The sequence below is a fragment of the Kocuria sp. 2SI genome, assembly GCF_005502825.1.
Classification (GTDB): domain Bacteria; phylum Actinomycetota; class Actinomycetes; order Actinomycetales; family Micrococcaceae; genus Kocuria; species Kocuria palustris.
This window is the reverse complement of sequence record NZ_SCNB01000008.1, coordinates 56,613-77,784: the sequence shown is the minus strand read 5'-3', so window position 1 is coordinate 77,784 and position 21,172 is coordinate 56,613. Positions and strand designations below refer to the sequence as shown.

General features: G+C 71.3%; 18 protein-coding genes and 1 pseudogene. 6 read left to right on the top strand and 13 right to left on the bottom strand.

Translation table 11 applies throughout. The features are described from left to right. The first annotated feature begins 28 nt into the window (after positions 1-28). Both FFS25_RS06445 and FFS25_RS06440 read left to right on the top strand, forming a co-directional pair. Positions 29-2,086 (top strand): AMP-dependent synthetase/ligase, encoded by a 2,058-nt coding sequence (locus FFS25_RS06445; protein ID WP_058872176.1) that lies wholly within the window; start codon positions 29-31, stop codon positions 2,084-2,086. Positions 2,087-2,095: 9 nt separating this feature from the next. Beyond that, positions 2,096-3,454 carry an MFS transporter gene (locus FFS25_RS06440; protein WP_058872175.1) on the top strand — a complete coding sequence of 453 codons (1,359 nt, stop codon included), beginning with the start codon at positions 2,096-2,098 and terminating at the stop codon, positions 3,452-3,454. A 206-nt stretch (positions 3,455-3,660) separates the two neighbouring features. Here FFS25_RS06440 and FFS25_RS06435 read toward each other — a convergent pair whose 3' ends face one another. Beyond that, on the bottom strand, positions 3,661-5,115 hold the full coding sequence (locus FFS25_RS06435; protein ID WP_058872174.1) for a mycothione reductase: 1,455 nt from the start codon (positions 5,113-5,115) through the stop codon (positions 3,661-3,663). A gap of 140 nt (positions 5,116-5,255) precedes the next feature. Between FFS25_RS06435 and FFS25_RS06430 the strand changes: the two genes are divergently transcribed. Continuing rightward, a complete protein-coding gene (locus FFS25_RS06430; RefSeq protein WP_058872173.1) occupies positions 5,256-6,065 on the top strand; it encodes a ParA family protein in 810 nt (269 codons plus the stop codon). Between the two features lie 168 nt (positions 6,066-6,233). On the opposite strand, the gene FFS25_RS06425 is transcribed toward FFS25_RS06430, so the two are convergent. The 5 genes from FFS25_RS06425 to FFS25_RS06405 all read right to left on the bottom strand — a co-directional run bounded on the left by FFS25_RS06425 (position 6,234) and on the right by FFS25_RS06405 (position 9,652). Continuing rightward, positions 6,234-6,803: a MerR family transcriptional regulator gene (locus tag FFS25_RS06425; protein ID WP_171004121.1), complete on the bottom strand. Its 570-nt coding sequence runs from the start codon at positions 6,801-6,803 to the stop codon at positions 6,234-6,236. A 163-nt stretch (positions 6,804-6,966) separates the two neighbouring features. After that, the gene (locus FFS25_RS06420) at positions 6,967-7,506 is read right to left on the bottom strand and encodes a bifunctional nuclease family protein (RefSeq protein ID WP_058872172.1); all 540 of its coding nucleotides are present in this window, start codon (positions 7,504-7,506) and stop codon (positions 6,967-6,969) included. A gap of 43 nt (positions 7,507-7,549) precedes the next feature. Further along, positions 7,550-8,332, bottom strand: coding sequence for a transcriptional regulator FtsR (gene ftsR, locus FFS25_RS06415; protein WP_058872171.1), 783 nt, complete (start codon positions 8,330-8,332; stop codon positions 7,550-7,552). 78 nt (positions 8,333-8,410) lie between these two features. Continuing rightward, entirely contained in the window at positions 8,411-8,869 is a 459-nt protein-coding gene (locus tag FFS25_RS06410; RefSeq protein ID WP_058872170.1) for an FHA domain-containing protein, read from the bottom strand. 141 nt (positions 8,870-9,010) lie between these two features. Continuing rightward, a complete protein-coding gene (locus FFS25_RS06405) occupies positions 9,011-9,652 on the bottom strand; it encodes a TetR/AcrR family transcriptional regulator (protein WP_082677053.1) in 642 nt (213 codons plus the stop codon). A gap of 122 nt (positions 9,653-9,774) precedes the next feature. Here FFS25_RS06405 and FFS25_RS06400 point away from each other — a divergent pair, with 122 nt between their 5' ends. Then, positions 9,775-11,136 (top strand): YhgE/Pip domain-containing protein, encoded by a 1,362-nt coding sequence (locus FFS25_RS06400; protein ID WP_171004118.1) that lies wholly within the window; start codon positions 9,775-9,777, stop codon positions 11,134-11,136. A 97-nt stretch (positions 11,137-11,233) separates the two neighbouring features. Further along, positions 11,234-11,869 (top strand): DNA-3-methyladenine glycosylase I, encoded by a 636-nt coding sequence (locus tag FFS25_RS06395; RefSeq protein ID WP_137802302.1) that lies wholly within the window; start codon positions 11,234-11,236, stop codon positions 11,867-11,869. Between the two features lie 73 nt (positions 11,870-11,942). Here FFS25_RS06395 and FFS25_RS06390 read toward each other — a convergent pair whose 3' ends face one another. After that, positions 11,943-14,351 (bottom strand): ATP-binding cassette domain-containing protein, encoded by a 2,409-nt coding sequence (locus FFS25_RS06390; RefSeq protein ID WP_137802301.1) that lies wholly within the window; start codon positions 14,349-14,351, stop codon positions 11,943-11,945. 156 nt (positions 14,352-14,507) lie between these two features. Here FFS25_RS06390 and FFS25_RS06385 point away from each other — a divergent pair, with 156 nt between their 5' ends. Then, positions 14,508-16,271 carry an ABC-ATPase domain-containing protein gene (locus FFS25_RS06385; protein WP_137802300.1) on the top strand — a complete coding sequence of 588 codons (1,764 nt, stop codon included), beginning with the start codon at positions 14,508-14,510 and terminating at the stop codon, positions 16,269-16,271. Between the two features lie 3 nt (positions 16,272-16,274). Here FFS25_RS06385 and FFS25_RS06380 read toward each other — a convergent pair. The 6 genes and pseudogenes from FFS25_RS06380 to FFS25_RS06355 all read right to left on the bottom strand — a co-directional run. After that, positions 16,275-16,604: pseudogene (locus FFS25_RS06380) on the bottom strand (pyridoxamine 5'-phosphate oxidase family protein); the annotation flags it as partial. A 44-nt stretch (positions 16,605-16,648) separates the two neighbouring features. Further along, positions 16,649-17,446, bottom strand: coding sequence for an SOS response-associated peptidase (locus FFS25_RS06375; protein ID WP_171004117.1), 798 nt, complete (start codon positions 17,444-17,446; stop codon positions 16,649-16,651). Next, positions 17,446-18,171, bottom strand: coding sequence for a lipoate--protein ligase family protein (locus FFS25_RS06370; protein WP_137802298.1), 726 nt, complete (start codon positions 18,169-18,171; stop codon positions 17,446-17,448). The genes FFS25_RS06375 and FFS25_RS06370 overlap by 1 nt, the downstream gene beginning before the upstream one ends. Beyond that, on the bottom strand, positions 18,168-18,800 hold the full coding sequence (locus FFS25_RS06365) for a nucleosidase (RefSeq protein ID WP_249933801.1): 633 nt from the start codon (positions 18,798-18,800) through the stop codon (positions 18,168-18,170). The genes FFS25_RS06370 and FFS25_RS06365 overlap by 4 nt, the downstream gene beginning before the upstream one ends. A gap of 52 nt (positions 18,801-18,852) precedes the next feature. Further along, entirely contained in the window at positions 18,853-20,091 is a 1,239-nt protein-coding gene (locus FFS25_RS06360) for a hypothetical protein (RefSeq protein ID WP_137802297.1), read from the bottom strand. Positions 20,092-20,198: 107 nt separating this feature from the next. Further along, entirely contained in the window at positions 20,199-20,954 is a 756-nt protein-coding gene (locus FFS25_RS06355) for a YggS family pyridoxal phosphate-dependent enzyme (protein ID WP_058872159.1), read from the bottom strand. Positions 20,955-21,172: the final 218 nt, after the last annotated feature.

Here is a 21,172-nt window from a genome sequence, read left to right as displayed (position 1 = left end):
GATCGCAAACGCGCACGAGCCCAGGAGGATGACCTTGACCATCGAAGCCGAGCCCGCCGTCGTGGCCGGGCTGCAGGCCCAGCGGATCACGGACCTGCTCGTCCAGCGCGCGGACTCCCCGCAGGACCCGGTGCTCTACGAGCGCCTCCACGCGCACGGATCCGTCGAGGTGACCGCGAGCGCCTTCCGCGACGAGGTCCGGGCCGTGGCCAAGGGACTGGTGGCGGCGGGGATCGAGCCCGGCGATCGCGTCGGCATCCTCTCGCGCACCCGCTACGAGTGGACACTGGTCGACTTCGCGATCTGGTGGGCCGGTGCGGTGCCGGTCCCGGTCTACGACTCGTCGTCGCCGGATCAGATCGCGTGGAACCTGGGCGATTCGCAGGCCCGCGCAGTCTTCGTGGAGGATGAGCGGCTCGAGGCCGCTGTCCGACAGGCCGCGGACGATCTGGCGGCGGGCAGCCTCCACGGCTTCGACGACGCTCCCGAGCTGGGCTCGACGCTGAGCGCCGCCGAGCGGATCTGGCGCCTGGACGGCACCGGCGAGGACCTCTCGCGGCTGATCGGTCTGGGAGGCGCCGTCGAGGACGACGAGCTCGAGCGGCGACGCACCAGTCGCGGGCTCGACGACACCGCCACGATCATCTACACCTCCGGCACCACCGGCCCGCCCAAGGGCTGCGAGCTCACGCACCGCAGCTTCGTGTTCCTGTGCGAGAACCTGCGTCCGTTCCTGCCCGAGGTCGTCCGCCCCGGCTCCCGCACCGTGCTGTTCCTGCCGCTGGCCCACGTGTTCGCCCGCATGGTCCAGGTGATCTCGGTCCACGGCGGCGTCACCCTGAGCCACACCCCGGATGTGAAGTCGCTGATGAGCGACCTGCAGCGCGTGCAGCCCACGTTCCTGCTGGCCGTGCCGCGGGTGTTCGAGAAGATCATGACCAGCGCTCGGCTCAAGGCCGAGGGCGGAGGGAGGCTGCGCGCCGGGATCTTCCAGCGCGCCGTCGAGGACGCGGAGGCCTTCTCCCGTCAGCGTCAGGACGGCCGCGTCTCCCCCGCGCTGAAGCTGCGCCACCGGCTCTGGGACCGCCTGGTCTACGCGCCGGTGCGCGATGCCATGGGCGGGCGCGTGCGCTGGGCGATCTCCGGCGGAGCGGCCCTGGGCGAGGAGCTCGCCCACACCCTGGCCGGCATGGGGATCTTCGTGGTCGAGGGCTACGGCCTGACCGAGACCACCGCCCCGGTGGCCGCGAACACTCCGCGCACCGCCGCGCTGGGCACCGTCGGGCGGCCCCTGCCCGGGCATGAGATGCGCCTGGGCGAGGACGGCGAGATCGAGGTCCGCGGGCCCCATGTGCTCGCCCGCTACCACGGCCGCCCCGACCTCACCGAGAAGGCGCTGCACGAGGGCTGGTTCGCCACCGGAGACCTCGGAGCCTTCGACGAGCGCGGCATGCTGCGGATCACCGGGCGCAAGAAGGAGATCCTGGTGACGGCCGCCGGCAAGAACGTGATCCCCGATGTCCTCGAAGGCCCCATCCGCACCGCGGCGATCGTCAGCCAGTGCATGGTCATCGGCGACGGCCGGCGGTTCATCGCCGCTCTGATCACCCTGGACGCGGAGCTGCTGCCGCAGTGCCTGCGCGCGCTAGGCCTGGACCCGTCCATGACTGCCGCGCAGGCCTCCGAGCATCCCGCGGTGATCGAGCACGTGCAGGAGATCGTGGACTTCGCCAACCGCCGCGTCTCCCGGGCCGAGGGGATCAGCGCGTTCCAGATCCTGCCCGTCGACTTCACACCGGCTTCGGGGCACCTCACGCCCTCGCTGAAGCTGCGCCGCGCGGTGATCCTGCAGGACTTCGCCGAGCAGATCGAGGAGATCTACTCCCGGCCCGCTCCGGCCCCTCGCCAGGAGATGACGCGCGAGCGCGCCGCCCAGCTGCGCGAGGAGCTGCGCGGTCTGCGAGAGCGCGTCCGGGAGTCGTCGGAGGCCTCCCTCGAGCGGCTGCGCGAGCTGCGGCTCGGCTCCCAGGAGGTCGAGGACGACGGCGCTGACCAGCGCCGTGGGGAGGGTCCGCAGGGCGGCTAGGCTGGGCCGATGCCCTCGCCCGCCGGACCCTTCCTCAGCCCAGAGCGTCTTCGGCGGGCCCGTCTGGGCGCGGCCCTGCTGTTCCTGGTGAACGGGGCGGTCTTCGCCAATCTCCTGCCGCGCCTGCCGCAGATCAAGGACGCCTTCGAGCTGTCGAACTCGGTCTACGGCTTCGTGGTGATCGCCTTCCCGCTGGGGTCGCTGCTCGCAGGCACGGCACCTGCTCCCATCATGCGGCGATGGGGCTCGGGGCGCACTGCGGTCATGGGCTCCGTGGCCATCGCACTCATGATCCTGCTCGCCGGCGTCTCCGGAGGAATCGGCGGCGGCCTGCTGGTGCTGCTGGCCTACATCGTGCCCCTGATGCTCGCAGGCATGCTCGATGCCATCACCGACACCGCTCAGAATGCGCAGGCCCTGGACGTCCAGCGCGCCATGGGCCGCTCGATCCTCAATTCCATGCACGCCCTGTGGAGTCTCGGCTCCGTGATCGGCGGGCTGATGGGCACGGCTGCCCTGGCGCTGCAGGTGCCCCTGGCCATGCATCTGACGATCAGCGGCATCCTCTTCTCCGCCGTGGCGGTCTTCGCCGGGACCCGGGTGCTCACCATGGAGGAGGTCGCCCGGGTGCGACCTATCGCCGAGTCGTCCGCGCAGCAGGACGCCTTGTCGGCGGACGGCCCCGAGCCGGCCCAGGACCTGCCCGGGCTGTCCGAGCAGGACGCGCCGGGGGTGGCGGCTGCCGCACACGAGCCGTCGTCGGGGGCGGCCTCGGCTGCGACGGCGTCGCCGGGCAGCGCCGGGCCCGCCCGCCGCGCGGTGCTGATGCTGCTGCTGATCTCGGTCGTGTCGATCACCGGCGTGATGGTCGAGGACCTGGGGCAGAACTGGTCGGCCCTGTACCTGAGCCAGGTCCTGGAGGCCTCGGCCACGATGGCAGGGCTGGGCCTGGTGGCGCTGATGTGCGCCCAGTTCATCGGCCGCCTGCTGGGCGATCGCATGGTCGATCGGCTGGGGCACGTGACCATGGCGCGCCTGGGGGCAGTGGGGATCGCGGCCGGCCTGGGCCTGGTCGTCGCCGCTCCGGCACCGGCTGCTGCCGTGGCCGGGTTCTTCCTGGCCGGACTGGGCTCGGCCACGCTGGTGCCCTCTGCCTACCACGCCGCCGATCTGGTCCCCGGCCTGCGCCCTGGAACCGGTCTGGCGGTCGTGAGCTGGCTGATGCGCGGGGCGTTCCTGTCGCTGTCGCCGTTCGTGGGCGTCGTGTCGGATGCGCTCGGCCTGCGACTGGCCTTCCTGGTGATCCCGGTGGCGGCGGTGCTCGCCGTGCTCGCGGCGGGCCACCTCCGCCAGCCCGCCCGCACCTGACACGTCCGACCCCGCCGAATCGACGCTTCGATGCCGCACGAGGCCCCGAAGCGCGCACGCAGGCGTCGACTCGGCCTGCCCCCGCTGGGGACCGGGACGCGCTGGGAACCGGACTGCCCAACGTAAGGGATGGGCGGTGGCCCCCTCCCGCAGACATCAAGCGAAGCAGTCAAGGGAGGGGGCCACCGCCCATCCAGTCCAGCAGCTCAGTGCTCGAGCGCCACAGCCTCGTCGACGTCGACATCCAGCCCGAGCAGCGCGTTCTCCACGACCTCCGCCAGAGCCGGGTGGATCCAGTACTGGCCGCGGGCCATCGAGGAGACGTCGAGGCCGAAGCTCATGGCCTGGATCAGCGGCTGGATCAGCGACGACGAGGACTCCCCGATCATGTGCGCGCCCAGCAGCTGGCCGGTGGACCGGTCGGCGATCAGCTTGCACAGCCCATAGCGGTCCTCCATGGCCCAGCCGTAGGCCACGTCGCCGAACTCCTGGGCCTTCACGGCGATCTCGGTGCCGTTCTCGTCCGCCCAGGCCCGCGCCTGGCCCTCGGTCATGCCCACGGAGGCGATCTGCGGATGCGTGAACACCGCAGACGGCACGAAGCGGTGGTCGCTGCGCAGCAGGGACTCCGGGTGCAGGAGGTTGTGGGCGACCACCCGGGCCTCGTGATTGGCCACGTGCTTGAGCTGCCAGGGGCTGCAGATATCGCCCAGCGCCCAGACGCCCTCGACCGCCTCGCCCGTGGGCGACAGGACCCGCTGGAATTCGTCGACCTGCAGCAGATGCGTGCGCTCGTCGACCCCCAAGCCACCGGCGGCCGGGTCGAGCAGGTCGGTCGCGGGGCGTCGGCCAGTGGCCAGCAGGACGATGTCCGCGACGTCCTCGCGCACCTCGCCCGCCGGTGCGGAGCCGTCGCCGCTGGCGATCGAGCGGACGGTGACGGTGCCGTCGCCGTTGTCGACGATGGCCTCGATGCCCTGGTGCAGGGCCAGGTCCCACTGCTCGGAGGCCGCGGCGGTGAAGCGCTCGACGATCTCGGCGTCATGGGCGCGCAGCAGCCTCCCGGAGCGGTTGAGCTGCACGACCGAGGAGCCCAGTCCGTGGAAGATGTGCGCGAACTCCGCGGCGATGAACCCGCCGCCGACCACTACCACGCGCTGCGGCAGGTCGTCGATGCGCATCACGGTGTCCGAGGTGTGCACCTGCGGAAGGTCCTCGCCGGGCACCCCCGGGGTGGTGATGTGCGAGCCGGAGGCGATCACGATCTGATTCGCCGTGAGCTGCTCGCCCGAGGCCGTCATCAGCGTCTTGGGGCCGGTGAAGCGGACCATCTCCTGGAACACGGTGACGTTCTCCAGCGACTGCCGGTAGGCCAGCCCGCCCTCGGAGATCGCGTCGATCCGCCCGAAGATGCGGTCCCGGATCTCGCGCCAGCGCACGTCCTGGATCGAGACGGAGACGCCAAGCCGGTCCAGCTCGCGCGACGACTCTGAGATCTCCGCTGGGTAGACGTACATCTTGGTGGGGATGCAGCCCACGTTGATGCAGGTTCCGCCGAAGATCCCGCCGTCGATGAGCGCGACGTCCAGACCTTCGTAGGCCTCCGAGAGGATCGTGTTGCCCGAGCCCGAGCCGATGATGATGATGTCGAAGCGTCGCATGGCCCCCACTGTATCGGCGCGGCGGCGCGCTGCCGCCCTGCCGGTCCGGCGGCCCTCGCTGGGTACCATGAGGGCGCCCGCCTGTTCCCCCACATGGAGCATCCCCAGAGGCGGAGGCACCGACGTCGGAGGATCCCACTGTGCAGATCGTGAGCATCTCGAGCCTCAAGGGCGGGGTCGGCAAGTCCTCCGTGGCCCTCGGCCTGGCCTCGGCGGCCATGGACGACGGCCATCGCGCCCTCGTGGTCGATCTCGATCCGCACGCTGATGCCACCACCGGCCTCGGCGCCGTCGCCAGCAGCTCTGCGGACGCGGGCTCGGTGCTCAACGGCCGCGTGGCCCGCTCCGGGGCCCGTGCCGCCGCCGTGCCCTCGGCGTGGATCGAGCGCGAGCACGCGGCCGCCCGGGACACCGGCAGGACCTCCTCGGCCCGCCTGGATGTGCTGCCGGGCTCGTCGAGCTCCTCGCGCCTGGACCGCTCGACCTTCCGCGGCAAGGACCTGGATCGGCTCTCCCGCTCCCTCGAGGGGCTGGACACGGACTACGACCTGGTGCTGGTGGACTGCCCGCCGAACCTCAACGCGCTGACCCGGCTGGCCTGGGCCGCCTCGGACAAGGTGCTCACCGTCGCGGAGCCGTCGCTGTTCTCCGTGGCCGGCGCGCAGCGCACCATGACGGCGATCGGTCAGTTCGAGACCAGCTCCAAGCGCGCCGTGCCCTCGGCCTCCGTGCTGGTCAACAAGGTGGCCGAGGACGATCCCGAGCATCAGCATCGCGTGGCAGAGCTGCAGGAGCTGTTCGGCGCGCTGCTGGTCTCCCAGGTCATCCCCGATCGCCCCGTGTGGCATCGCGCGCAGGGCGCTGCCTGGCCGATCCACCGCTGGCCGGGCGCCGATGCCGCGGACATGGCAGCGCGCTTCACCTCGATCCTGAGGGGCCTGCTGGACTGAGCCGTCTGGTTCAGCGCCGCCGAGCCGGGGGCGCTCCATGAGCCGGAAGTGACGAAGAGACCGCTCGAGGAATCGACGGTCGAGAAACGGCTGCCCGATGCGGACGGTCGGAGTCAGATCGGGCCGTCGGCTGGGCGGACGGGCCGGATCAGCCGCTGGAGCCCGGGATCAGCTGACATTCTGCTGGCGGCGCGCACGCCGGGCGGAGAGCTCGTCGCCGGGGAACTCCCCGGCCTCGGCATCTCCGTTGGCCGGGGGCATTCCGGCCAGGGAGCCCTCGACCTCGCGCCAGACGCGGCCCACGGCGATCCCGAAGACGCCCTGCCCACCCTGGACAAGATCGATGACCTCCTCCTGGGAGGTGCACTCGTAGACCGAGGCGCCGTCGCTCATGAGCGTCAGGCGGGCCAGATCCTCCACGCCGCGCTCGTGCAGCGCGTGGACAGCCGAGCGGATCTGCTGCAGCGAGACGCCGGTGTCCAGCAGGCGCTTGACGATCTTGAGCACGACGATGTCGCGGAAGCTGTAGAGGCGCTGCGTGCCGGAGCCCTTGGCGCTGCGCACCGTGGGCTCTACGAGCTCGGTGCGCGCCCAGTAGTCGAGCTGACGGTAGGTGATGCCGGCGATCTTGCAGGCGGTGGCGCCGCGATAGCCGACGGTGTCGTCGAGGGCCTGGCGCTCGTCGTCGAAGAGCACGCCCTGGGTGCCGCCGGTCAGGGACGTGAAGATCGGCAGGATGGGGTCCTCGGAGAGGAGATCGTCCGGGAAACCGGCGGAGAGGTGCTCGACGTGGTCGGTGTCCTTCACGCGCGTCCTCCCTTCCTGTGCTGCCGATGACGTCCCGCGGCAGATGCCGGAGGCGGAAGCGGGCCCGACGGACTCGCTCCCGGAAGTCTACCCGTCAGCCCTGGAAATCCTCGGGATCCACCGTGTCCAGGAAGTCGCGGAAGCGCCGGACCTGCCGGTCGGCCTCCTCGGGGCCCGCAGCATCGCCGTCACCGGGCGCCGCTTCCCCGGGTGCGCGCAGCTCGCCGTCGCCCGTCATGATCAGCCCGGCCTGCTCCAGCACCGACGACGCGCACACCACCGGGCACTCGACGCGCACCGCCAGCGCGATGGCATCCGAGGCCCGGGAGTCCACCACGGTGCCGTCGTCGAAGACCAGCGCGGCGTGGAAGACCGTGTCCTCGACCATGTGCACGCGCACCCGCTCGAGGCTGCGGCCGAAGGAGGCGGCGACCGACAGCAGCAGGTCGTGAGTCAGCGGGCGGGGCGGCTCGATGCCCTGCACGGCGAACACGATCGAGGTGGCCTCGGAGCTGCCCACCCAGATCGGCAGGAAGCGGCTGCCGCTGGATTCGCGCAGCACCACGACGGGCTGTGCTGAGGGCAGATCCATGCGCACACCGTCGATCTCCATGAGGTGGTCCTCCTGGGCCATAGCGGTCCTTTCCGAATCATTCGCGGCCGGCTGCGGTGCCGCCTCAGCCCTGCGACGGCTCCTCGGGGGCGATCCCCCGCTGCAGCTGCTCGAGGCGGCTGGATACGAGCGCGGCGTGCATCGACAGGCACAGCCCGGCGATCTCCTCGGCGCGCTGGGCGGCTCGGCGCGCCGACTCCTGGGTGCGCCGGGTCGCCTCGGTGGCCACGGCCTGCTCCACGAGCCCGGTCTCCCGGTCGGCGGCCTGCCTGAGGGTGCGCAGGTGCCGCGGCTCCACGCCGAAGGCCTGCAGCTCGCGGGCGGCGGCCGCCACGGCGATGTCGTGGCTGTCGAAGTGGCCCTCGCCGTCGCGGATCAGCCCGAAGTTCAGCAGCTCCCGCACCAGCGCCACGCCGGCACCGGAGCGCCGGCACAGCTCGCGCATGGTCAGGGAGTGCTCGCTGCGGCGGCTGAGCAGGGGCCCGGACGACGGCACATCCGTCTGCTGCTGCTCCGAGCTCTCGGCAGGCTCACGGTCCTTCGAGGCGACCGGTGCGGCAGGCTCCTGGAAGTCCAGCAGCCGCCCGGCGTCGGCGAGCTCGCGGATGACCTTCAGCGGCATGTAGTGCTCGCGCTGCAGTCGCAGCACCGCCTGCAGGCGCTCGAGGTCCTGGGCGCTGTACTTGCGATAGCCCGAGGCGGTGCGCTCGGGGTGCACGAGCCCCTGATCCTCGAGGAAGCGGATCTTGGAGGCAGTGATACCGGGGAAGTCCGGCTCGAGCGCCCGCAGCAGCGGGCCGATGCTGACGCGGCGGACGGGCCGGTCGGCGGCGGGCTGATCGCTCACGGGCGTCCTCCCTTCAACGGATGCGACTGACTGCGTCGAGGACCACGCGCGCGGCAGGCTCCTGGCGCGGCCAGCGGCTCAGGCGCCCTGACCGGCGGTGCGAGCGGAGCTGTAGTAGACGAAGGTGAACTTGCCGATGCGGACCTCGTCGCCGCTGTTCAGGCGCACCGAGTCCACGCGGTCGCCGTTGACGTAGGTCCCGTTGAGCGAGCCCTGGTCGACGAGCTCGAAGCCGTTCTCCCGGCGCAGGAAGCCGGCGTGCTTGCGCGAGACGGTGACGTCGTCCAGGAAGACGTCCGAGCTGGGGTGGCGGCCGGCGGAGACCTCATCGGTGTCCAGCAGGAAGCGGGAGGCGCGGGCGCCGTTCTCCACCGTCTCCACCAGGATCGCGGTGCGGGGAGGCAGGGCCTCGACGGCGGCGCGCTCCTCGGCGGTCAGGCGGCGGTTGGCCTCCCGCGACAGGACCTCCGTGACGACCTGGATGGTGGTGGTCTCGGGGCCAGCGGAGGGGGCGGTGCCCTCGGACGGCGTGCTCATGGCTTCCGTGCTCCTTGGTAGAAGTCGTGCTCGCGGGCCGTCAGGCCGACGAGAGGCGGTCGGCCCGTGAGCCGTACGCCGGACGCATGCTCATCAGCCCCCGGCGCATGACGCAGATGCGGATGATCACAGACAGTCTAGTCATGCCCGAGGCATGCGCTGATCATCACTGGGGATGATCGTGAACGCATCCCACACGGGATGCAGGAGGCTGTCGCCGACGGGTGCCTTCATGCGCATCTCCTCGCCATCGCGCACGGCCACGAAGAGACGGGCCAGGACGTCGACGGGCAGCTGGAGCCGCACCCCGTGGGCCTGGGCGTGTCCCAGCGCCTCCTCGGCCGCTCCCAGCAGACGCTCGTACTGGTCCTCGACGACCCGGCGCATCTGCTCGCTGCGACGGGAGGCCAGGTGCATCTCGAGCCGGAACAGGTGCCAGTCGGAGCCGTTGGAGACCCCTGCGATCGCGTCGAAGACCTCTCGCAGGATCGTGCCGATGGCCATGCCCGATTCGAGCTGCTCGACCACGCGGTGCGAGAGCAGCTCGACCAGGCCGTCGACGTGGTCCACGTAGATGGCTGCGGCCAGCTCCTCCTTGGACTCGAAGTTGCTGTAGAAGGCACCGCGGGTGAAGCCCGCCGCCGAGCAGATCTGCGCCACACTGGCTCCACCGATCCCGCGCTCCACGAATACCCTGGGTGTAGCCTCGATCAGGCGGCGTCGAGTCTGCGTCCGCGATCGCTTGGCGACCTCCGTGGCGGCATCCGCCCATGCGTCGTGCATCTCACGTCCCTTCGAGTTCCCGTCGAGTCCTGTCAGTGCAGTGCTCGAGTGTACCGTGGATACCAGACATTCAATACATCAGTGTATTGAGAATACCCGAAACGTCAAGCCAGGAGCACGAATTGGCACCTTCTCCCAAGCCAGACACGACTCGGCCGATCGTGCGAGCGCTGCCGCGGACCGTCCGCTGGGTGCTGCCGCCGCTGGCCGTCATGGCCATCGGCTTCCTGGGCGTCCTGCTCTACATGGGCGGGCTCGGCTCGCCCCAGCAGAACCTGCACGAGTTCCCGATCGCCGTGGTCAACGAGGACGAGGGCGCGCAGATGCCCGGGCCCGACGGCAAGCAGACCGACGTGCAGATGGGCCAGGAGATCGCCGACGCGATCGTGGCTCAGGGCGATGACAGCGACGAGGTGGACTTCCGTCTGCTCTCCCGCGAGGACGCCGAGGACGCCCTGCACCGCGGCGATGCTTACGGCGCGATCGTCGTGCCCTCGGACTTCAGCCAGCGCTCGACCGCGCTGATCAGCGCCTCGCTGGGCGGCGACGGCGACGGCCAGCAGCCGGTGATCGACATCGTCACCTCCCCTCAGGCCGGGTCCATGACCTCCCGGCTGGCCACTGGCGTGATGGATCCGGCCGTCTCGTCGGCGTCCTCGAACCTGGGCGAGCAGCTGCTGCCGAGCGCGCAGAGCCAGATCCAGCAGCTCGAGAAGGCCGACGGCCCGACCCCGAGCCTCACCACGGTCGCCGAGGGCACGCTCAGCGATCCCATCGTCGAGAACCAGACGGTCTGGGAGGAGCTTCCCGACGGCGTCGCCCTGGGCATGGGTCCCTTCTACTGGGCCATCGTGGCGCTGGTCGTGGGCCTGTCCGGCTCCGTGGCGGTGTCCACCCTCGTGGATGGGCTCAACGGCGTGACCCCCTGGGAGATGGGCCCCTCGCTGAAGTTCTACCCCCCCACCGGCATGTCCCGGCTGGCGACCTTCGCGCTCAAGCTCGGCATCGTGATCATCGGCGCCGCCGGGGCGTCGGGCCTGATGATGCTGGCCGGGGCAATGGTGGATGTCCCCATGCCCAACGGCGGCACGCTGTTCCTGGTGACCTGGCTGGGCATCGTGACCTTCGGCGCGGCGACCCTGTCGCTGATCACCGTGATGGGCAGCGCCGGGATGCTCGTGGCCATGTTCTACCTGGTCTTCATGGGCCTGCCCTCGGCCGGGGCCGTCTCCCCGCCCGAGGCGCTGCCCGGGTTCTTCTACGGGCTGTCCCAGTGGGAGCCGCTGCACTACCTGTGGCTGTGCACCCGCGACGTCTTCTTCTTCGACGCCAAGGCGGATGCCGGTCTCGGCACCGGTGTGCTCGGACTGCTGGGCGTTCTCGCCGCGTTCCTCGTGCTGGCCGTGATCGTCAGCCCGCTGTGGGATCGGATCTCCGGTCGCCGCGGGCTCATCCACGGCAAGGGCAAGCACGCCGCGGTCTGAGCCGCAGGCACCCCCGGCGGGTTCGCCGGACCGTAGGATCTCGGCGGGCGCGCAGCAGCGCGCCCGCCGTCTTCCGTCTCTCGAGCCGAGGAGCCCCATGAGCGATCCGAGCGCCGACCCTCCGGGAGCCGCGCCCGACGAGCACGGGCTCGTGCGCGGCCACGACGGGCTGCTGCGCCCCGAGTGGGCGGCGGCCGGCCCGCTGCTGCAGCAGTACTACGACACCGAGTGGGGCATGCCGATCCGCGACGAGCAGGGACTGTTCGAGCGGCTGAGCCTCGAGGCCTTCCAGTCCGGGCTGTCCTGGGCCACGATCCTGCGCAAGCGCCCGGCCTTCCGCAAGGCCTTCGCCGGCTTCGACCCGGAGGCCGTGGCCGGATTCGGCGACGACGACGAGGCCCGCCTGATGGCCGATGCCGGCATCGTGCGCAATCGGGCCAAGATCCGGGCCACGATCACGAACGCTCAGGCCACGATCGCGCTGCGGGACGAGGGCGGGCTGGCGCAGCTGATCTGGTCCTTCCAGCCGGAGACCACACCGCAGCCGCGGACCATGGCCGAGGTTCCCACCCAGTCGCCGGAGTCGAAGGCGATGTCGAAGGCGCTGAAGAAGGAGGGCTTCGTGTTCGTGGGGCCCACCACCATGTACGCGCTGATGTCGGCGATCGGGATGGTCGACCTGCACCTGATGGGCTCCCACCGCCGGGGCGCCTCGGGGATGTGGCCGGCCTGAGCACGCTCGACGGCGGACAGAGGCCGACCGGCCCGTCATGGCTCTGGGGCCGATGCAGGGTCGGCCGCCGTCGTCAGTCCTGCACGTATTCCGCCAGGTGCTGCCCGGTCAGCGTGGAGGCGTCCTCGACGAGCTGGCGCGGGGTCCCCTGGAAGACCACGCGCCCGCCCTCGGTGCCCGCGCCCAGGCCCAGGTCGATGATCCAGTCCGCGTGGGCCATGACCGCCTGGTGGTGCTCCACGGCGATCACGGTGCGTCCGCCGTCCACGAGGCGATCGAGCATCTCCAGCATGGCGGCTACGTCGGCCAGGTGCAGGCCGGTGGTCGGCTCGTCGAGCACGATCACCCCGCCCTTCTCCCCCAGGTGCGCCGCCAGCTTGAGGCGCTGACGCTCGCCGCCGGACAGCGTGGTCAGCGGCTGGCCGATCCGCAGGTAGCCCAGGCCCACGTCCTGCAGCCGGGCGAGGATCTTCTGCGCGGCCGGGATCCTGGCCTCTGCGCCGGCGAAGAACTCCGCAGCCTCAGCCACCGACATGGACAGCACCTGGGCGATGTCCTTGCCGCCGAAGGTGTGCTCGAGCACGGAGGCGTCGTAGCGGCGCCCCTCGCACAGCTCGCACGGGCTGGAGACCGAGGCCATGACGGACAGATCGGTCTCGATCACCCCGGCGCCGCCGCACTGCGGGCAGGCGCCCTCCGAGTTCGCGGAGAACAGCGCGGGCTTGACGCCGTTGGCCTTGGCGAAGGCCTTGCGGATGGGCTCGAGCAGACCCGTGTAGGTGGCCGGGGACGAGCGCCGCGATCCCCGGATCGGGGCCTGGTCGATGCTCACCACGCCGTGGGCCTGCGCGGCATCGGCCGGCAGCGAGCCGTGGACCAGCGAGGACTTGCCCGACCCGACCACGCCCGTGATGACGGTGAGCACGCCCAGGGGGATGTCGACGTCGACGTCCTGGAGGTTGTGGGCATCCGCCCCGCGGATCTCGAGCGCGCCGCTCGCCCGACGGACGTCGTCCTTGAGGCGGGCGCGGTACTCCACGTGGCGCCCGGTCAGGGTCTCGGAGGCGCGCAGCTCGTCGAAGCCGCCCTGGAAGGTGATCCGCCCGCCGTCGGAGCCCGCCCCGGGGCCGAGGTCCACGATGTGGTCGGCGATGCGCATGACCTCGGGCTTGTGCTCGACGACCAGCACGGTGTTGCCCTTGTCGCGCAGGCTCAGCAGCAGGCGGTTCATGCGCTCGATGTCGTGCGGGTGCAGGCCGGTGGTGGGCTCTTCGAAGACGTAGGTGACATCCGAGAGCGCCGAGCCCAGGTGGCGGATCATCTTGGTGCGCTGGGACTCGCCGCCCGAGAGCGTGCCGGTGGCTCGGTCCAGGGAGAGGTAGCCCAGGCCGATGTCGATGAACGAGTCCAGGATCTGCTGAAGCGGCTCCAGCAGCGGACCGGCCGAGGTCAGGTCGCGGGTGCGGACCCACTCGGCGAGCTCCGTGATCTGCATCCGGCACAGATCGGCAATGGACTTGCCGTCGATCAGCGACGACAGCGCCGCCTGGGACAGCCGGGTGCCGCCGCACTGCGGGCAGGTCGAGAAGGCGACGGCCCGGTCCACGAACTCCCGGATGTGGGGCTGCATGGACTCGCGGTCCTTGGAGAGCATGGAGGTGCGGATCTTGGGGATCAGGCCCTCGTACGTCGTGTTGATGCCCCGGAACTTGATGCGCTCGGGCTCGTGGTGCAGGAAGTCGTGCAGCTCCTGCTCGGTGTAGTCGCCGATCTTCTTGGCCGGATCCAGGAACCCGGATTCGGCGTAGTAGCGCACGGACCAGCCGCCGGCCTTGTAGCCGGGGACCGTGATGGCGCCCTCGTCCTCGAGCGACTTGGTCGGGTCGTAGAGCTCATGCGGATCCAGGTCCGAGACCATGCCGCGGCCCTCGCACTCGGGGCACATCCCGCCGGTGCGCGTGAAGGAGCTCAGCTGCTTCTCCTGCCTGCCCTTGGCCACGGTGATGGAGCCCTTGGCCGTGACCGACGGCGTGTTGAACGAGAACGCCGGGGGCGGACCGATGTGCGGGTCCCCCAGCCGGGAGAACAGGATGCGCAGCACCGCGTGGGCGTCGGTGGCGGTGCCGACCGTGGAGCGCGGGTTCGAGCCCATGCGCTCCTGGTCCACGATGATCGCGGCGGTCAGGCCCTCCAGCAGATCGACGTCCGGGCGCGCCATGGACGGCATGAACCCCTGCACGAACGAGCTGTAGGTCTCGTTGATCAGCCGCTGCGACTCCAAGGCGACGGTCGAGAACACGAGCGAGGACTTCCCCGAGCCCGACACTCCGGTGAAGACCGTGAGCCGGCGCTTGGGGATCTCGATCGAGATGTCCTGCAGGTTGTTCTGCCGCGCGCCGAGCACGCGGATGACCTCATGGGCTCGCTCGGCGGTGCTGTCCTGGCCGCTGCCGGCGGCGTCACGGGGGGCTGGATCGCTCATGAGGCACCAGAGTACGGAAGGCCCCCGACGATGCGGCTGGGCACGCCACGGCGCCGCTCGACGCACGAGGGGCGCCACCGCGGCACCCGTCGGAGACGACGCGGGCGGCGTGGCCCTCGCTGGCCGAGACGCCGAGCTCGTGCCTAGCCTGGAGGGATGCGCACCCTCGATGATCTCCGCCGTGAGCTCGCCCGGATGGACGGGCGCGGCTACCCCGCCTACCGCGACCTGCAGGGTGCCTGGGACCTGGGCCCGGCAGTGCTGCACGTGGATCATGTGCAGTCCGACCCGTATGCGCCGCCGTCGAAGATCCGCCTGGTGCTCGATCGCGCGGCGACCGCGGTGCCAGCCGAGCTGGTGCGCGAGCACTCCCAGCGCGTGGCCGCGGGCGATCACCTCACGCGGCTGCTCTGCGACGCGCTGCGACGAGTCGGCCCGAGCGGTCGCGACAAGGCCGCCGGCTCCCTGCGGATGATGGTCCCGGGCCAGCAGGTCCTAGAGCGCACGGCCGTGCTCGTCGATCGCGAGCGCGTGGAGCTGCGGCTGGAGGCCGCCCTGCCGGCCGGCGGGCGACGGATCCGCGGCCGCGCCGCAACCGCGCTGCTGGCCGAGGCCCTGCCCGAGGCGGTGGAGCGCTCGCTGCTGCCCGGCGCCCTGGACGTCGAGGCGCTGCGCAAGCATGTGGAGCTGGTGCTGGATCAGCTGGATCTTCAGTCGCAGCTGCGCGAGCGCGGGCTGATCGCCTTCGTGGGCGAGGGCTCGATCCTGCCGCGGGCCTCCGGGGACTCCGACCTTCCGCTGCGCCGCGGCGCACAGCCCCTGCAGTGCCCCGAGACCCTGCGCACGAGCTTCGAGCTGCCCAGCGGCCGCACGGTGACCGGCATGGGGATCCCGGAGGGCATCACGGTCATCGTGGGCGGCGGCTACCACGGCAAGTCCACGCTGCTGCGCGCCCTGGAGCGCGGGATCCATCCGCATATCGCCGGCGATGGACGCGAGTGGGTGCTCACCCGTCCCGACGCCGTGTCCATCCGCGCCGAGGACGGACGCAGCGTGGCCGGCACGGACATCTCCCCGTTCATCGGGGGGCTTCCGCAGGGCACCGACACCTCCGCGTTCGTCACCGCCAATGCCAGCGGCTCGACCTCCCAGGCCGCCGGTCTGGTCGAGGCGCTCGAGGCACGCAGCCCCGCCCTGCTGATCGACGAGGACACCTCGGCCACGAACTTCATGATCCGCGACGCCCGCATGCGCGCCCTGGTCCCGGCCGATGCCGAGCCGATCACGCCCTTCATGGACCGTATCGGCCCGCTGCGCCGCCAGCTCGGCGTCTCGACCGTGCTGGTCGCTGGAGGCTCGAGCGCGTTCTTCGAGGCCGCCGATCACGTGATCGCCATGGAGTCCTACCAGCCGCGCGATGCCACCGCCCAGGTGCGACAGCTGATCGCCGAGCAGCCTGCCGCCCTGGAGGAGGGCGACGACGAGCTGTTCCCCCACGGTGTGGACCGCGTGCTGCCTGCCGGAGCCCTGGGCGCCCCGCGCCGCGACGGCGGCTCCGTGCGCGGCCGGCGCGAACGGGGATCGAGCGGGGACGGCGAGCGCCCCAAGCCGTCGCGGGCCCGGGGACTGCACACGATCCAGCGAGGCCACGAGGACGTCGACCTCTCGGCGCTGGCCCAGCTCATGGAGCCGGGCCAGACCCAGGCGATCGCCCTGGCGCTGGACGCTGCGGCCGGGCACCTGGACGGGACGACGACAGCTGCCGCGGCGATCGATCGGGTTCTCGAGACGATCGACCGCGACGGCCTGGACGCCCTGTCCCCGCGGCGCGGGCACCCAGGCGACATGGCCATGCCGCGTCGCGCGGAGATCCTGGCGGCGCTGAGCCGCTGCCGGAGCCTGGCCGAGCGCTCGAGCTGAAGCTCAGAAGGAGGCTTCCTGGGCGTGCGGGGGCACCTGCGTGGCGTCGACCCACCGGGCGCACACGACCGATGGCCCCACCAGGATCGCGGTCTCCGGATCGGCATCGCCTCCGGGGTGGGCCTGAGCGAGCGCCTGACCGGCCTGCCCGGCCTCCGGGCCGGTCAGGACCTGAGCCTCAGCATGGGCCTGGATCTCATGACCCTGGCCGTCCACCGCCACGAGCGAGACCTTGGGGTTCGACTGCAGGTTGAGAGCTTTGCGCGATTCCTTCGACGTCCAGAACACGATCAGACCGGACGGCGTGACGACCGTGTTGACCCACGCGGACCCGGGGAAGCCGCCGTCGACCGGGGCGGATCCCCGGTGCTGTCACGCTAGAAGAGGGAGGCCACCGGCTCGACGAGTTCCGGCGAGTTGTTCCGCACGCTGCCCACGGCCTGGCCCACCGGCCTCAGCTCCCACGTGGCCGCCACGGTCTCGTGCTGGGCCACAACGCGCTCGATGAGGGCCTGGGCTCCGTCCTTGTCCTCCGCGGAGGGGTCGAGCCAGGCATCGAGGGCATCGCGATCCATGGCCACCGGGATGCGGTCGTGGATCGCGGCGAGCTCGGCCAGGGTCTCGTCGTCGCTGTCCGGATCCGGGGACTCGGCGGTGAGGATCGAGCACGAGAGGATCCACTGGCCCTGCGGGTCCTGCCACCACTCGTAGAGCCCGGCGAACCAGATGTTCTCGGACTCGCTGGGCGGGTGGATGAAGTACGGCTGCTTGGCCGGAGCGTCCTTGGTGCCCTTGGCGGGCTTGCCGTCGGGTCCGAGCCGCTTGCGCCACTCGTAGTACCCGTTGGCTGGGATCGCGCAGCGCCGCTTCTTCACGGCCGCGCGGAACGAGGGCTTCTCGGCGGCGGTCTCCGAGCGCGCGTTGAACATGCGGGCGCCCACGGAGATCTCCTTGGCCCACGACGGCACCAGGCCCCAGCGGGCCACGTGCAGCTCGCGCAGCACCTGGCCGTCGTCGAGCCGCTCCAGGACGATGGGCACTTCGGTGGTGGGCGCGACGTTCCAGTTGGCCCGCAGCTCGTCGAGGTCCTCGCCCTGGAAGGGCTCGCCGGGGGCGGCATCGACATCAGCCATCAGGTCCCCGGCGGCCCGGGCGATCACATAGCGTCCGCACATCAGAAGGCCTGCTCTCTCAGTGATCCGTAGCCCATGTGCCGGGCGTACATGCCGTAGACCTTGCGCACCGCGGCCTCGACCTCCGAGACGCGGGTGCCGGGGCGGAGGTCGTCGACGGCCCCGCAGGTGCCGGGATCCCACTGCAGGCCGAGGTCGCGGTAGACGTCCGTGAGCACGGAGCGCAGCGGCTCGGACTGCTCCACGACGATCACCGTGGAGAAGTACCAGGCATCGGAGACGACGCGCTGGGCGGCACCGGCGAGCTTGATCTGCGCCTGCGCCCGATCGACGGTGCGCCCCGTGCCGTGGACGCTGTGCTCCCCGGGGCAGTACTCCCCCGGCAGCTCGCCGACATCCGCATGGACCTCGAGCTCCTCGAGGGCCGCCACGATCATGTCGCCGAAGAGCTCGAAGCGGTCCTGGATCCCGGCCTTGGGATCCTCCGAGGGCTCGATGTGGTCGATGATCAGACAGCCGCGGTGGTAAGCGGCCGCCCGCCCGCCGACCTTGCGCACGAGCGGGGTGAAGGCGCTGCACCGAGCGGAGCGCTCCGCTGCGCCGAAGCCGGCCAGCAGCTCGTCACGGCGCCCGAAGGCCACCGTGGGCCGGGGCTGGTAGAGCCGCAGCACGGGCTCGCGGCTGGCCCGCACTGCGCGCAGCATCCGCTCGCCGGCGGTGTAGTCCAGCTCGGGCCCCAGGGAATCGCGCTGTCGGATCAGCTTCATGCCTCGTCCTCCGGTCGATTCGACGCTGCGTCGGCCGGTGCGCCGGAGACCAGCTCGTGGTGATGGGCCCGGTACCAGGCATCGAGCTCGCGCGCGGAGATCTGCACCCGCTCGAGCCATTCGAGGGCCTGGGAGTCGGCGTCGTCGGAGACGTGCTTGGCCATGCGCAGGGTCACGCCCAGCTCGCGGCAGGCCGTGGCCACCGCGAAGCCCTCCATGTCCACCAGGTGGGCCCGTTCGGCCAGGGCATCGCGCACCGGCCCGCCGGCCACGAGCGAGTCGCCGGTGGCCAGCACGGAGCCGTCGCCGGTCTGCCCCAGCTCGGGCAGGCGGATCAGGTCATCGGGATCGGAGCCCATGGCGCGCATGAGGTCGGCGTCGACATCCCGGTTGAGGATCTCGGAGGGCTCGCAGACCCCCGACAGCCCGGGCCGCAGGCCACCGCAGCTGCCCAGGTTCACCACCCTGAGCCCACGGCGCTCGGCCGGCGACGGAGCCCGTTCGAGCACCGCACGGGCCGTGACCGCGGCGGCTCGGGACATGCCGATCCCGGTCAGGACGACGTCGGCCTCCGGTGGCAGCTGCGCGGTCTCCGCCGGATGCGCCGCGATGACGAGCACTCGATTCACGCGCCCCACTCTAATGGGGCGCCCCCGCCCGGCGGCGCAGGCGTCGTGGTGCTCAGCGCGCCCCGGGCTCGTCGTCGTCCTGCGCGCGCTCCTCCCAGTACGTCCGTCCCAGATCGGCCACCAGACGACGCCGCGAGTCCGGGAACCCGGCGTGCTCACCCGGCCTCAGGGCCCGTCCGCGCCGCGTCGCCTCCCGGTGGCGCCTGCCTCGGCCGCTCAGCGCCGAGGCCGCCCCGTGCGGGTCCGACGATGTGCCGCTGCCCCAGTGGCGCCCCGCCAGGGATCCGATGAGCACGCTCAGACCGCCGCCGATCACGAGGGCGCTCACCGCTGTGCCCCACGGTGTGATCGTCCCGACCACGAGGAGGCTGCCGACGACACCCGCGGCCCAGCCGATGGTCAGCAGACCGAAGCCGACGTCGAACTCCGTCAGCCAGCGCGGCTGGTCGACGTCCACGAGCGGGGCCAGTGCCGTGGCCAGCATGATGTGTCCGACGGAGGCGCCGGTGAGCATCTGCGGCAGGAAGATCAGCGTGCCGAGCGCGGCCATGGGCGGCACCATGGTCCGCACGACCGGGCCGTGGCTGTCCACCAGGTTTCCCAGACAGGCCACGGCGGCTCCCGCCCAGAAGCACGTTCCGAGTGTGAGGACCGAGTTCACGGTCGCGGCGTCGGAGAGGAACTCCACCCCGGAGAGCACCGCCATGAACGTGGTCGGAGCCGAGACCTGGGTGGTGCCGGTGGCCAGCGCCACGACCATCCACACCGTCAGCGCGGCGAAGGCGATCACCCACGCCCACTGCCGCAGCAGCAGGGGCGCCAGCAGCAGGTCGATCACCGCTATGCATACCGGATAGACCGCGATCATGGCCACGAGAAGCCGGGGCACCGGCAGGGGGCCGTCGCTGAGCAGCTCGGCGACCACCAGGACGCCCGCGATCGGGATCAGCGTGATGAAGTACGTGCCGATGCGTCCCGCCAGGATCCGGGGCCCGACGCGCGGCGGCTGGCTGAGGACGGTGTGGGCGACCAGCATGCCGCTGATCGTCATGGCCGCCTGCAGGCAGATCGTGGCGAAGAGGTAGCTGCGCTCATCGGCCTCGGAGCGCCAGGGAATCCAGGCCTCCGGGGCCCCGCCGGCTGCCAGCGAGGTGCTTGCCATGCACAGCCCGAGCAGGGCCAGCAGGGAGAGCACGTTGCGCGCGCCGAACAGGTTCCGTCGGCGCCGCTCCCCCATCTCCATGACCAGGGGATCCGCATACTCCGAGGTCTCGGTGCGACTTCCGCTCATGCGCAGATCTCCTTCGGGGGCTCCGCCGCTGCCGTCACATGGCCTTTGCGGGAGGGCAACAATACCCTGCTGCCTCGGCCCCGCTCAGACCAGGCGGCGCCATCGCCTCAGGGGCGCGGTCGCCGGCCGAAGATCGCGCGCCCCGCCCGCACGCAGGTGGCCCCCTCGGCGATCGCCAGCTCGAGGTCGCCGGACATGCCCATGGACAGCTCGCCATCGCCCACGAAACCCGGGCCGTCCTCGCGCGCCCGATCGCGCAGCTGACGCAGGAGCCGGAAGCAGCCGCGCACCCGCTGCTCGTCCTCGGAGTCCATGGCGATGGTCATCAGCCCCGTGACCCGCAGCGTCTCGAACTGCTCCAGCTCGCTCAGCAGCTCGGGCAGCTGCTCCGGGGCCAGCCCGGACTTGGACTCCTCGCCGGAGGTGTTGACCTGGACCATCACCTCGAGGCTGCGCCCCTCTCCCTGCAGGCGGCGCTCGAGTGCCTCTGCGGTGCGCAGGCTGTCCAAGGACTGCAGCTCGTGGGCGAAGGCCGCCACGTCCTTGGCCTTGTTGCGCTGAAGATGCCCGATCACCGACCAGCGCAGCTCCAGGTCGGCGAGCTCGGCGGCCTTGCCCGCGGCCTCCTGGACCTTGTTCTCCCCCAGCTCCCGGCACCCGGCGGCGACGGCGGCGCGCAGCCGCTCGGCGGGCACCGTCTTGGACACCGGCAGCAGGCGGATGCCCTCCGGATCGCGTCCGGCTTCCCGCGCCGCCGCTGCGATGCGCTCGCGCACGCCCTCGAGGCCGGCGGCGATCTCGCGGGCCTGTTCCTCCGCGGAGGAGTCGTGCGTCCGGTGAGGTTGCTGAGTCGTCGAATCCATGAGCCCCACGGTAGGCCAGCATCGGTCGAGCCGCTTCCCCGACCCATGAGTCGGCCAGCGTCACATCCGATCCATCTGCATCGGATCGTGACGACGCGACCGTCCCCGCTCACCTGGGGACAGATTTCGGCCCAGATGTGATCGACAACACCCGGCAACTCGCCTTGTCCCAGTTCAATACACACCCGTTCGGGGACGTCGAGGTCACTGCTCCCTCT